The following is a 13,155-nucleotide window of genomic DNA, read 5'->3' on the forward strand; positions in this document are numbered from 1 at the left end:
CCGCCACTACTGTGGCGGTGCGGGCCTTCTTCATTTCCGTGCCCGCGAAAGGAGACGTTATGGCGATCAAGGAATATGTGGGCGCTGTCGTCCTGGAAGTGGACGGGCGCGAGGTGGAATGCAGCAGCTTTTCCGTCACGGAAAACACGGGCCGCCAGCCCGTAAAAACCATGAACCGCAGCCGTCGCATCGCGGGCTATTCCACGGGCGTGGCCACTTTTGAAATCTCGGCCTCCGTGCCCATTCCCGTGGACGGCGAGGAACTGGACTGGTTCAACGCCTTTGACGTGAAAATGGTCATCTATCCCATATCCGGCAACGGCAAACGCACGGCCTACACCGGCTGCGTGGTGCAGGAGGTGTCCCCGGCCTATGAGTCCGAGGGCGAGGCCAAGAGGGACATCAAACTTTTTGCCGTGGACCGAGTGGAGGAATAAACCATGCTGACTGAAAAAGGCTCTTTTTTGTATGGCGTCGAGGTGAACGGCATCTGGCACAAAGATTTTGAAATGCGTCTGCCCACACTGGAAGACGTGGAATGCGCGCTGGAAAGCGCCCAAGCCGAAGTCGGAGCCGAAGTCAGTCCGGCCCGGATCAGCCGTTACAAATGGGCAGCCTGCCTTATCCGCCTGGGCGATCTGGATGCCACGGCCATTACCCCGGAACTGTTGGCCAGGCTTGCCAGCACTGAGTATGGCGTCCTCTCCGCCGTCGAGGAATCCCTGTTAAAAAAGCTCGCCGCCGCCAGCGCACAGCCCGCCCCCTCCGCGTAGTGGAGGCCGCGCTGGTGCGGCAGGGCTTCACGCTGGCGGAAATCCGCGCCATGTCCGTGGATGAGGCCGAAGCCTTTGTGGAAATCCTGTACCCCCAAGCCCAGCGTGGGGGCATGCCCCGTGTGCAAAGCCTGCGCCAGAACTGGCGAAAATGGAAGCGCCCATGAGCGATCTCCAAGTACAAGCCGAACTCAAGCTCAAAGACAATCTGAGCAAGCCCGCCGGTACGGCGCTGGACTCCTTGGGTAAAAACGCCAAAAAAGCGGGCGACGCCGTGGATGCCGTGGGGCGGGCGGACTCCGTCAAACGCGTGGCCCGTGACGCCACTGAGGCCGCCCGTGGCATGGACGCCGTGGCCCGTGGCGCGCGGGAGGCGCAATCCGGCTTGCGGGGCGCGGAGCGAGGCGCGACGGGCCTTGCCCGCGCCATGCATGGGGTGGGCAGGGGCCTGCGGGACGCCGTGGGGCATCTGGGCAAGCTTAAAAACGGCCTGAATGGCGGCATGCAGGGCGTGGCCGCCATGGGGGCCGCTGGCTATGCTATCAAACGCAGCACGGACAAGTCCGTACAATACGAAAAGCTTGTGGCCAGCATGGCCAACGTGGCCTATGCGGACCGCGACGCCGCTGGACGTATGGCGGGTATGAAGGATCTGGACGCGTCCATTGTCAAGGCCGTGCGAGACGGCGGCGGCACACGAGAGGAGGGAGCCGCCACCCTCAACACCCTGTTGGCCAGCGGCGCGGTAGATGAAAGCACCGCCAAGGATAAGCTCCTGTCTGTCCTGATGAAAGCCAGTACCGCCTCCGGCGCATCTGGTGAAGAGCTGTCGCAGATTGTCGTGAAGGGCATCAGTCAGAGGCAGTTCTCGGCGGATGAAGCCGAGCTTGCCATTGATAAGGCCATCAAAGCGGGTGAGGCCGGGCAATTTGAGTTAAAGGACATGGCCCGTTGGCTGCCGCAGATTATCAGCGCAGGCAAAGGCATGAAGGGCATGAGTGGTTTTGAGGCTCATCTTGCCAATTTGCAGGCCGTGGCCCAGGTTACAGGGTCCAATGATCAAGCCGGAAATGCCTATTTTAATTTGCTTGGCAAGATTACCAGCACTGATGCAGCCAATAATTTTAAAAAAGCGGGAGTCAGGCTCGCCCCGGCGCTGGCCAAGGCCCGTATGGAGGGCGTGGACCCGGTAACAGCCTTTGTTGAGCTTATCGAAAAAAAGGTGGTTGGCAAAAATAAAAATTTTCGCACCCTGCAAAAAAAGCTTGCCGCCACCTCAGACAAAAATGAACGCCGCCAACTTATGGAGCAGGCCGCGGAAATTCTGCAAGGCAGTGCCATCGGCAAAATTATCCAGGATCGTGAGGCGTTGCTGGGGCTTGTCGGCGTCATGAACGGACGCGAAACCATCAAAGACGTGCGTGAACAGCTTGCCAACGCCCACGGGGCCACGGATACGTCCTACCGGGTTATGACCAGTACCACGGCGTATCAGCAGGAACGCCTCGCCAATGAAAAAGATATCGCCACCAGCGGCTTTTTTAATTGGATAAAAAAGCCGCTGGACTCTCTACTGGGGTGGGGAGCTGACACGGCACGGGACAACCCCGTCCTGGCCTCCACAGCTATGGGGGCTGGCGCTGTTGGAAGCGCCTATATGGCGGGGTCCGGTGTCTCTTCGTTGTGGAGTTGGCTACGCGGCGGCAAAGCTGTCCCCACGCCCCCGGCGGGTACGGCAGTGGAAGCGGCAGCCGAGGGCGTGGGTGCTGCCGGAGGCTCCGCAGCAGCTGCGGGCGGCAAGGGGGCGGCATTGCTTAAAGGTGCGGCCAAGGCGGGCAGCGTGCTGGCTGTGGCCGGATCAGCCATTGACGCCGTAAGCACGGAACTGGACGACTCCCTGACCCGCGCGCAGAAAAACGAGGCTCACACGGAAACCGCCGGGGGCCTTGCCGGGGCGCTGGCTGGCGGCAAGGCCGGAGCCATCGGCGGCGCTGCTCTGGGCTCTTTTCTCGGCCCCATCGGCACGGCTATCGGCGGGGCCATCGGCGGCCTAGGAGGCGGCATCGCCGGATACTTCGGCGGCTCCTGGGTGGGCAAGAAGCTGGGCGGCTGGTTTTTCGGCGACGATGATGAGGCGGCCCCGGCCCCACAGCCTGAAAATGGCGCTCAGAACGCACCAGACATCGCCCGGACAGTGCTCCAGGCAGCGCAGATCATGCAAAACCAGCCCCTTGCAGCAACGCTCAATATCCAGCTTGAAATGGACGGCGAAGTCATTGCCCGCAAGGTGGAGCAGGTACAGCTCCGCCAAGCCACCCGACGTTAGGAGGCCGCATGTCCTGGTTATCCCTGCTTGATGCATCTTTTAGAGGCGTTCCCTTCCAGGTCGAATCCGTGAGCGACAAGGGCGAAAAATCCCTGGCCATCCACGAATACCCCTACCGCGCGGGCGGGGAGGTGGAAGACTTGGGCCGCAAGCCGCGCATCATCCCGCTCAAGGCCGTGTTCTGGGGCGTCAACTACCTTTCCGGCCTGCGCGCCCTGATCAAGGCCTTTGAGGAGGAAGGCAAGGGCGAGCTGGTCCACCCGGTGTTCGGCAGTACGGAAGTGGTCATCCGCAATTGGGACGTGCCCCATGAGGCCGAGCGCCCGGATTACGCCACAGTCAGCTTTGAGGCCGTGGAAGCCTCGCCGGACAATCCCTTTTTTGATGATCAGAGCTCGCGCTCTCTGGCCGAGCGTGCCTCTGACGCCCTCTTGAGCGGACTTGCCCAGGCGTTGGGCGACAGTGCCGCCAGCCTGCAAAAAACCTTGGGCGAGGTGGCCGGGCAGGCGGCCAGCCTGCAAAGCCGCGTGCTTGCGGAGCTGGACGGCCTGCTCATGGTCTATGACAGCGCCCGCAGCGTGGCGCGCACGGCCATGTCCTATCTGGATTTTCCAAGCGCCTTTGTGGCGGATTTGTCCGCCTGTATCCAGTCGGCGGCCTCCACTGTGGGCGGGGTGTCCGGCTTTGCGTCCCTGAGCGGATTGTCCGGCCTGCTGCCGCGCCTGGACATAAGCAGCGGCGAAAGTGCCGGCACATACCCCAGCGGGGCCAACAGTTACGGCCCGGCGTGGATCAGCGGCCCGGTCAGCGGCAGCGTGGGCCGTGCGGAGGCTGTGCTGGCCATCCGCCAGTCGCCCACGGCTTCCGCGACGGCCCCGATCCCTGAACCCGGCAGCGCGCAAACGCCCATCGGGCAGGCCACGACTCACGCCATGCTGACGCAAACCCAGGTCTATGCCCAGGCCGCGCGCGACACGCTTGTGGCAGAGCTGGCCGCGCCCACCCTGACCCCGGCGGAGGTGGAAAGCCTCACGGGCAATGCGCGCGACCGTCTGCAAGATTGCCTGCATGCCGTGCGCGCCAGCCTGCCGCAGGCTCTGGTCCACCCGATATCCGAGTGCCTGCGTGACGCCGCCCAGGCCGTGCAGCAGTTGGGTGAAGCCGCGCTCAATGCCCGCCCGCCGCTGGTCATGCGTACAGTGGATCGGCCCTGCAACTTCCACTTGCTGGCGCATCGCCTCTATGGCGACTACACGCGCGCCGGGGAGCTGGCCCGCATCAATCCCCAGGTGCGCAATCCCAACTTTATAGCCCAGGGCCAGGAGGTGCTTGTCTATGCCCGCTGAGAGCGACCGTGTCAGCGTTGCCATTGAGGGGCATCTGCATCGGGACTGGACGCGCTTTTCCCTGGACAGCGACCTGTTCACCCCGGCGGACGCATGGAGCGTCAGCCTGGGCATCCCCGCCGCGCAACTGCCCGGCTACGTGCGCCCCTGGGCCAAGGTGGAAGTGCGCGTGGGCGACAATCTTGCGCTCACGGGCCGGGTGGATTCCCTGCGCCGCCGCATTGCCCGCGACGGCCTGGAGCTGTCCCTGTCCGGACGCGACGGCGCGGGCATCCTCCTGGACTGCTCGGCCCCGGTGTTCACCCAGCGCGAGGTGGCCGTGGATGAGGTTTGCGCATCCATGGTCCGCCCTCTGGGCGTAGACAAAATCGACGTGCAGCCCGGCGGTGCGGCGTTCAAAAAAGTCAGCATCGAACCGGGGATGACCGCTTGGGAAGCCTTGCAACGCGCGGCGGAAGCCAGCGGCCTCTGGCCGTGGTTTGCGCCGGACGGCACTCTCAAGGTGGCCGCGCCGGACTACTCTCGCGCCGTGGACGCGGAACTGATTTGCGCCTTTGATGGCACCCCCAATAACATCATCAGTCTCGAAATGGATGAGGCTTGCAACCGCCGTCACAGCGAGGTCACGGTGCTGGGCCAGTCCACGGGCGGGGAGGATGACGAGGCGCAGAACGCCCTGCGTGCCACGGTCAAGGACGGTGGGGCTTGGTTTTACCGCCCCCTGATCCGCGACGAAGGACATGTGGACAGCGTGGCCATGGCCCGCACCCGCGCCCGCAAGATCATCACGGACGGCGTCTTTGACAGCCTGACCTTCACGGCTGTGGTACATGGGCACCGCACGGACTCAGGCTCGCTCTGGGAACCGGGCATGCACATTCGTCTGCGCGTGGAAAAGCTCTGCGACATTTCCCTGCTGCTGGCCCGGCGCACGTTGCTCGGCGGGAGAGAGGGACGCACAACAACGCTGACCCTCAAGCCGTGGGGTGTCTGGCTGCCGGATACGGCCAAAAAAGCTAAAAAACGCAAGAAAAAAAGCGACGGCGATGAAATGGACTTTGACCTGGAGGACTGATGGATCTTGCCGCTATGATTGACGAACGCATCCGCCGCGCGCTGCGCGCCCTGCGCCTGCCGTACCGCGCCCGGCTCTCGGCGCTCAACGGGGAGCCGGTCCTACAACTGGCCCAAGGCGAAGCCTTGGCCGGGGAGCAGGCCCAGGCCGTGGAGGTTTTGCAGCAGTTCGGTTTTTCGTCGGGCATCCCGGCGGACAGCCAGCTCATTGTTCTGCCCCTGGCCGGGCGCAGCAGCGCCAGCGTGGTCATTGCCACGGAGCACGGGGCCTATCGCCTCAAGGTGGGACCGGGCGAGGTCCGCATGTACAGCCAGGAAGGAGCCTACGTCCATATCAAGGCCGGACGCGTAGTCGACATCGACTGCGACGATCTGCGCATCAAGGCCAAGAACAGTGCCGTCATTGAGGCCGGGCAAGGTATTGTCCTGGACACGCCCCTGACCACGGTGACGGGCAACATGACCGCCACAGGCGAAAAAGGCGACAGTGTGGAGATGACGGCCAACGTCCGGCTCCAGGGCGACATCATCCAAGTGGGCTCCCACACCTCCAGCGGCGACCAGATTGCCGGGGGCAAGAGCCAGATGCACCATACCCACCCCGGCGACAGCGGCGGCACCACCGGTGAGCCGCAGTAGCGTCCCTAAGGAAGCGCTGAACTGCGCCAGCCTTTCTTGCGTCCATGACTCCACTAAGGTGGAGCCATGGACGCACAGCTTGATCCCCTTTCCGGCGACTACACCGGCCAGCGCATCGGCCATCTGGGCAATGCCGTTTATCTGCGGCTGCAAACGCCTCGCGGTTCCTGGTGGGCTGATTCCTCTTTAGGAAGCCGCTTGCACGAGCTGGCGCGGGAAAAAGACGTGGCGCGCATTGGAGTGCTGGCCCGCCAGTATGCGGAGCAGGCTTTGCAAACCCTGCTGGACGACGGACGGGCGCGATCCATCGAAGTGTCGGTGGACCAGCCGCATAATGGCCGCTGCCTCCTGCATGTGGCGGTGGAAGACGCCAGCGGCGCGGCCTACACCTTTGAGCATTTCGTGGTCGTGGGAGGCTAGACGTGCCCTACAGCATCCCCAGTTTCGACGATATCCGGCAGCGGCAGTTGCGCGATGCGCGCAACCTGGACGCCACAGCCCATACGGACGCGGACAGTGACCTTTACATCCGTGCCAGCGCCACGGCCTCGGCCTCCGAGGGGCTCTATGCCTATCAGGCGTGGCAGACCCGCCAGCTCATACCGGACACCTCTGACCCCGAATACCTTGAGCAGCATTGCGCCTTGCGCGGCATCACCCGCAAGCCAGCCACCCGCGCCACGGGCACGTTGACTTTTGCGGGCCGCGCCGGGGCAGTGGTCCCGGCAGGCATACAGGCCAAAGACGCCGATGAGGTGGCATACCGCAGCACGGAGGCCGTGACCCTCGCTGGAGACGCCGACGCCGCCACGGCTGTGGCCGCGTGCGAAGCCATGCAGGCCGGGGCTTTGCCGGGCCTGGACGCCGCACCCGTGACGCTGCTTGCCGCGCCGTCCGGCGTGCAAGCCCGCGCGCTGCTGACCTTGACGGGCGGCACCAACGCCGAGACGGACGCGGAGCTGCTCTCCCGTCTGCTGGACTACATGCGCAATCCGCCATCCGGCGGTACGGCGGCTGACTATCGCCGCTGGGCGCGGGAGGTACCCGGCGTTGCCGACGCGCAAGCCTATCCCCTGCGCCAGGGGCCGGGCACGGTTGACGTGGTGATAACAGGCGCGGACGGCATCCCCGGCGCTGACGTGGTGCAAGCCTGCCAAGGGCACATAGACGCGGAGAGCCCCTTGGGCGCACATGCGGCAGTTTATGCGCCCGTGTTGCTGTCTGTGGATATGACCGTTGTCCTGCGCGTCAGCGGCACGGCCACGCTGCAAAGCCTGCGCGGCCCGGTTACGGACGCTTTGCTGGCGCAATTCGCCGCACTCCGGCCCGGTGATCCGCTGATCCTGGCCCGCTGCATTGCCGCTGTCTCCGGCCTGGAGGGCGTGGCGGACGTGGCCATCCGCGAGCCCGCCGCCAATCCGGCCCCGACAGCCCTGCAATGGTGCCGCCTTGGGGGGCTGACCCTGGAGGCCCTCTAGATGCCGCACCGTGATCTGCTGGCGGCCTTGCTGCCGCCCGTATCTTACGACGCCAACGCGCCGCATCTGGACCTTTCGCTGGCCATGGAGGGCCGGGAACTGGATCGGGTGCAGGCGGATGGCGCGGCGGTGCTGGGCGCGCTGCGCCCGTGGCTCTGGCAGCAATGGCTGCCGGACTGGGAGCGCGTCTACGGCCTGCCCGGCCCCTGCGCCGCAGGCGGGCAACTTTTACAGGAGCGCATTGCCCTGCTGGTCGTGGCCTTTCTGGAGCGCGGCGGCATTTCCCGCTCGTGGCTCAAACGCTATGCCGCCCTGGCGGGTTATGACGTGGAGATTCAGGAGTTTCGAGAATTCAAGGCCGGGCGCTCCAGCGCGGGAGACGCTTTGACCAACGGCGGATGGGTTTTCGCCTTTCTGGTTGTAGCCTCGGGCGACGTATCACGTACCTTCCGGTCCGGGCAAAGCGTCGCTGGCGAAGCCTTACGCACTTGGGGCGATCCCATACTGGAGTGCATCATCAATTGGCGTAAGCCCGCGCATACTATCGGGCTCATCAGTTATCTGGAGGATAACCCCCGTGCATAGGATCGACAGCAGCACCGCCACCCCGGACAACAAATTTACCGAGGGTGATCCCACAATTCCGGTAGCTGCCACCACCGTAACGGCGGACTGGTTGAACAGCGTCCAGGAGGAGCTGGTCAAGGTCGTGACGGAGGCGGGCCTGGAGCTGGACAAAGCTGATACATCGCAGCTCTGGCAGGCCATCGTCAAAATTATCGGCGTCAAGGCTCCCATTGCCACCACCAAGGCTCCGGGCCTCGTGCAGGTCGGCTCCGGCCTTGCCATTACGGCAGCGGGCCTGCTTTCCGTGCTCGTTGCCACGGCGGCCAGAGCTGGCATTATGCAACCTGACGGCACCACCTGCGCGGTAGATGCCAACGGTGTACTATCCGTCATCAAAAAGGCTGATGCAGCCGTGGAAAGGTTGGAGGTGTTGCGCAAGCTCACTATTGGCGCTCCCAAGTTTCATCGATCCACGGTGCTGCCCGATGATCACGCATGGCCGGACGGCTCTTTTGTGGAGTTTGAAGACTGGCCGGAGTTCTACGAGATCTACGAGCAGGGCGGATTTACCGGCCTTGTTATACCTTGGGATGCCGATACTGAAGAGCAGGCGGCCAACCTTGGCAAGTTCCGGCCCAACGCCGCTAACCCCACGGGATTATATCTTCCTTTGCATGGCGGCCAGTTTTTCCGAAATTGGGTGCTGGGGGGGGATGGGACGGCGGGCACGTGGGGGACGGATACGGGACGTAACTTGGTTGGCAGTGCTCAAGCATTTTATCCTAACTCGCTAATAGGATGGCAAGAGTTTGTTGGGGCACTATATGCTGACAACAGCGGCAGGATTGGCAACCCGGCGGCCTCAATGAGTGGCACTTACCCACGCACGCTGCGTCTTGACGCATCTCGCCTTTGGGGTGGACACGCCGGGACGGAGTTTGCTCCAGCCCATATTCGACTCCCTGTAGTTTTTTATCTAGGCAAAGCAGCATAACTTTTATCTATGACATGCGCCTTTCCGAGCTTGGGTGCTGGGACAAAGCGCGGATGCGGGCGCGTGGGGCCGGGATGAGATTAGGAATATCACCGGGGCAATCGGGAAGGAAATACGTGATGACACAACCAATCTCGGAGTTTTTTCTAAATCCAAAGCCAGTAGCATAACGGGGATGACTCTGGTCACATCTGGGAGTGGTACCGCCGCAGTCCTATCTCACTCCGTCTCAACATTTGCCACATCCAACATGGTCCCCACCGGCCCCGCGAACGTCCCCCAGCACATCTGGCAGCCGGTTATCATCTACTTGGGCCGCCCGAGGTAAATGACCACGGGTTGCCAGATGTGGGGCGGGACATTCTGCGGGCCGGTGGGGACGACACGGGAGGCATTAAACTTATATTTCAATCTCCCCCCAGGACCTGAACCAAGGTAGGTATCGCCTGGATACAACGTCCCTGTGATAGCCCCGTCTTGCTGTGCTGCCCCTTCTTGCCGGGCGACAAATCCACCAGTGATATTCCTAATCTCATCCCGGCCCCACGCGCCCGCATCCGCGCTTTGTCCCAGCACCCAAGCTCGGAAACGCGCACGGCTCTTTGAAAACTCCATAGGGTTAAACGGTTTCTTCGCTGGCCTCCGGCCTTTCCGAGCTTGGACGCTGGGACAGGGGCGGGAGGCCGGAGCTTGGCAGACTGATACGGGGCGAGAGGTTTCTGGTACTTTTGGTGGTTTTTCTCCGACGCCATCTGGAGCCTTTACCTCCTCAAACGATGTCCGCAATATTGGTGCTGGCAACAACCACAGTTACGTTTTGTATACAATGGCCGCTTCTCTTGCGTGGGGCAGCGAGCATACAGGAACGGAATTTACCCCTCCACACATCTGGCAGCCTATCATCCTATATCTGGGCCGCTCTGCCCAAGTAGAGGATCACCGGGATATCAACGCTGGGCGGCATGACCGTGGATGATGCTCCATAGACATCGTTACTTTTGGATGCGTCGATACCGAGTGCATAGCCTTTGCCATAGTTGGAGGATGACATTGCGCTGCCATGTGTGCACTGCGACCCCTTGATGATAGCACCGTTTACAAGGCCAGCGGCGACACTACCTCCAGGGGAGATAAATCCGTCCTCGTTGCCGACAGCCGTCGCTTGTCCCGTAATGTTGGGCAGCCCTGGTTTGTTGTGACTCCCCGCCATCCCATCGGCCCCGAGCGCCCAATTTCGGAAAGGCCGGAGGCCAGCGGAGAAACCGTTTAACCCTATGGAGTTTTCAAAGAGCCGTGCGCCTTTCCGAAATTGGGTGCTGGGGGCGGAGCGGGAGGCCGGGAGTTCACAGCTTGATGCTTTGCAGCAAATGACCGGTAGCGTTAAGGCCTCAAGACTTTGGTATGGTGGTGATGAGGTAGAGCTATCTGGCGTTTTTTCATCTGTATCCCATGAAGTCGGAAATGCCGGACCTGGAGGGGGTAATCAGCACCACATGGGTTTTTTATTCGATCCATCCCGCGTGGTCCGCACCGCCGCAGAAACACGGCCCATGAATGTTTCTCAGCCGATTATCACCTACTTAGGCCGTCCGAGGTAAATGACTACGGGCTGCCAGATGTGCTGGGGCACGTTCACGGGGCCGGTGGGGACGACACGGGAGGCATTAAACTTATATTTCAATCTCCCCCCAGGACCTGAACCAAGGTAGGTATCGCCTGGATACAACGTCCCTGTGATAGCCCCGTCTTGCTGTGCTGCCCCTTCTTGCCGGGCGACAAATCCACCAGTGATATTCCTAATCTCATCCCGGCCCCAGCTCCCGGCCACCCGCTCCGCCCCGAGCACCCAATTTCGGAAAGGCGAAGTGCAAAACAATAACCCTCAACCATCCAAGGAGATACTATGAGCACCACTATGTACACGTTCGATTTGCGCACCGGCGCTCTGACCGGCTCCCGGCCCGCCCAGGTTGTAGGCGGCAAAGAGCTGACCATCTGCGCTGGGGCCACACCCGTGGCCCCGCCTACCGATATCCCGACCGGACACGCGGCCCGCTGGACGGGCAGCGCTTGGGAGGTAGTGGAGGATCACCGCCAACACATGGACTCCAAGGGCACCAAGCAGGGCGGCACGCCATACTGGCTGTCCGCTGATGGCGACGACTGGCAAAGTCCTCCGCGTTACACTGAGGAACTCGGCCCGCTGCCCGAGGGGGCCGTGACGGAACGCCCGAAAAAACCGCTGTCCGTCCTCAAGGCCGAAAAGGAGCGCGAGATCACGGCGGCCTGTGACGCGGCCATAGTTGCCAGCCTGACCATGCCCACGGCCTCACCCTCCACCACGGAGGTTGCCGTGGCCGCCGCCTCGCTGGCCAGCGTTGATCCCGACGGGCCGGACACCTTGCTGTCCCTGCACACGGCCCGCCGCGACGAACTGCTGGCCGCCATAGCGGCAGCGGAATCTCCTGCTGCCCTAGCCGGGGTGGAGGTCAGCTATGCCGTATAGCCCCTTTGCTGGCAGAGAGTGCCCCGTCTGCGGCCATGCCCTGCGCATGGTCCTGACGGATGCTGGCTTGATCTGGGTCTGCCCTGTCTGCGGCGAGGTGCGGGACATACTGGGCGTCAGCCTCGCGGAGCTGTTCCACGCCGTGGCGTAACCTGACCGCTCTTTTACAATCGTATAGAGACCGACCGATAAGGCACACAAAAGGAGGTTGTTATGCCTGTTGTGTGCCTGAAGTACAAACGCAAGCCCTGGGTGGTCAAATACCGCGAGCCGTGGAGCGGCAGGCCTCGCCAGCGGGCTTTTGCTGTCGAGGCCGAGGCCCGCGCCTTTGAGGATGCCCAGGCATCGCTCTATGAGCGGGAGCGGGCCATCATCAAGGCCGTGCGACGGCGGAGAGCCCAGGGCCGTCCGGCGAGTCTCACGATAGCCGAAGTTCTGGACCGGTATCTGGACAGTCTGGGCAATCCGTCCACCAGGGCCGCCAGCGCGTACCATCTGCGGTTGTTTGCGGACATCTACGGCCAGCGCAAGGCCCACTGTCTGACTTTAGAGGACGTGGGGGCGTTTCTCGCGCTGCAACAACAGCGCGGCGTGAGCAAAAGCACAGCCTGCCGCCGCATGGGCATCGTCCGGGCCGCCTATCACTGGGCGGCCCGCTGGGGCTTGCTGCCCACCAATCCACTGGCGGGCCTGCAACTGGCCAGCCCCGCGCCGCAGACACCGGACCCGCCCACGGCCCGTGAAGCTCGGATGCTTTATGCGACGGCCGCGCCGCATGTGCAGCGGGTGATCGCCCTGGGCATGGCCACCGGCGCGCGTATCGGCCCCAGTGAGCTTTTTCGGCTCCGCTGGACGGATATCGACACGCGTGGAGCCGCGCTGCGCATGCCCAATGCCGCCAAGGGAGCACGGGCCGAGGCCCGCGAGGTGCCGTTACGGCAGGATGTTCTGCGCCTGCTGCGGCGCTGGGAAGCGGAAGACGCGGCCCTGGGCTGTCCATGGGTCATCCACTACAGAGGACGCCCCGTGCGCAGTATCAGCCGAGCTTGGCATAATACCCTGCGCCGGGCGGGCATTGAGCGGCGCATCCGGCCCTATGATCTGCGCCACGCTTTCGCCAGCCGGGCTCTGGATCATGATGCGGACCTTAAATGCGTGGCCGAGGTTATGGGCCACGCCAATGAAAAGATGATTGTGAGATTTTACCGCCATACCAGCGCCAAACAGCGCCGCAAGGCGGTAAATGCGGCCCCGTCGCTGGGGCTGGAATAGTTTCGGCAGAGGCGGGGGCATTGGGGTGCCCCCACCGGCCCGGCTGGGGAAGCCGGACCACGGCCCCACACGACGGACCACCCATCGTGCGGAGTAACCGCCTGCTGTTTACCCTTGGCAAAGGGCGCAAACACGCTAGCAGGCTGTTGCACGGGGCGCAACATTATTACACGACATGCA

The 13,155-nt window shown here is 63.0% G+C and carries 14 protein-coding genes; all 14 read left to right on the forward strand.

The window, feature by feature from the left end; translation table 11 throughout:
- The first annotated feature begins 59 nt into the window (after positions 1-59).
- On the forward strand, positions 60-437 hold the full coding sequence (locus AXF13_RS09280; protein ID WP_062252821.1) for a hypothetical protein: 378 nt from the start codon (positions 60-62) through the stop codon (positions 435-437).
- Between the two features lie 3 nt (positions 438-440).
- A complete protein-coding gene (locus AXF13_RS09285) occupies positions 441-773 on the forward strand; it encodes a hypothetical protein (protein ID WP_062252824.1) in 333 nt (110 codons plus the stop codon).
- Between the two features lie 14 nt (positions 774-787).
- A complete protein-coding gene (locus tag AXF13_RS17110; protein WP_190276338.1) occupies positions 788-940 on the forward strand; it encodes a hypothetical protein in 153 nt (50 codons plus the stop codon).
- A complete protein-coding gene (locus AXF13_RS17390) occupies positions 937-3,099 on the forward strand; it encodes a phage tail tape measure protein (RefSeq protein WP_062252825.1) in 2,163 nt (720 codons plus the stop codon). The genes AXF13_RS17110 and AXF13_RS17390 overlap by 4 nt, the downstream gene beginning before the upstream one ends.
- 8 nt (positions 3,100-3,107) lie before the next feature.
- A complete protein-coding gene (locus tag AXF13_RS09295) occupies positions 3,108-4,445 on the forward strand; it encodes a DNA circularization protein (protein WP_062252827.1) in 1,338 nt (445 codons plus the stop codon).
- Complete coding sequence (locus tag AXF13_RS09300) at positions 4,435-5,520, forward strand: phage baseplate assembly protein (protein WP_062252828.1); 1,086 nt, start codon at positions 4,435-4,437, stop codon at positions 5,518-5,520. Before AXF13_RS09295 ends, AXF13_RS09300 begins: the two co-directional genes overlap by 11 nt.
- Positions 5,520-6,158, forward strand: a complete 639-nt coding sequence (locus tag AXF13_RS09305) for a phage baseplate assembly protein V (protein ID WP_062252830.1) — start codon at positions 5,520-5,522, stop codon at positions 6,156-6,158. The genes AXF13_RS09300 and AXF13_RS09305 overlap by 1 nt, the downstream gene beginning before the upstream one ends.
- 66 nt (positions 6,159-6,224) lie before the next feature.
- Positions 6,225-6,578, forward strand: a complete 354-nt coding sequence (locus tag AXF13_RS09310) for a phage GP46 family protein (RefSeq protein ID WP_062252832.1) — start codon at positions 6,225-6,227, stop codon at positions 6,576-6,578.
- Positions 6,579-6,580: 2 nt separating this feature from the next.
- Positions 6,581-7,636 (forward strand): baseplate J/gp47 family protein, encoded by a 1,056-nt coding sequence (locus AXF13_RS09315; RefSeq protein ID WP_062252834.1) that lies wholly within the window; start codon positions 6,581-6,583, stop codon positions 7,634-7,636.
- Complete coding sequence (locus AXF13_RS09320) at positions 7,637-8,221, forward strand: YmfQ family protein (protein ID WP_062252835.1); 585 nt, start codon at positions 7,637-7,639, stop codon at positions 8,219-8,221. It abuts the gene before it with no gap.
- Complete coding sequence (locus AXF13_RS09325) at positions 8,214-9,197, forward strand: hypothetical protein (protein ID WP_062252837.1); 984 nt, start codon at positions 8,214-8,216, stop codon at positions 9,195-9,197. The genes AXF13_RS09320 and AXF13_RS09325 overlap by 8 nt, the downstream gene beginning before the upstream one ends.
- Before the next feature lie 1,903 nt (positions 9,198-11,100).
- A complete protein-coding gene (locus tag AXF13_RS09335; RefSeq protein WP_062252841.1) occupies positions 11,101-11,703 on the forward strand; it encodes a hypothetical protein in 603 nt (200 codons plus the stop codon).
- Positions 11,693-11,854, forward strand: a complete 162-nt coding sequence (locus AXF13_RS16760; RefSeq protein ID WP_150116144.1) for a zf-TFIIB domain-containing protein — start codon at positions 11,693-11,695, stop codon at positions 11,852-11,854. The genes AXF13_RS09335 and AXF13_RS16760 overlap by 11 nt, the downstream gene beginning before the upstream one ends.
- A gap of 62 nt (positions 11,855-11,916) precedes the next feature.
- On the forward strand, positions 11,917-12,975 hold the full coding sequence (locus AXF13_RS09340; RefSeq protein ID WP_062252844.1) for a tyrosine-type recombinase/integrase: 1,059 nt from the start codon (positions 11,917-11,919) through the stop codon (positions 12,973-12,975).
- Positions 12,976-13,155: the final 180 nt, after the last annotated feature.

Source organism: Desulfovibrio fairfieldensis (genome assembly GCF_001553605.1).
In the GTDB taxonomy this organism is placed as follows: Bacteria; Desulfobacterota; Desulfovibrionia; order Desulfovibrionales; family Desulfovibrionaceae; genus Desulfovibrio; species Desulfovibrio fairfieldensis.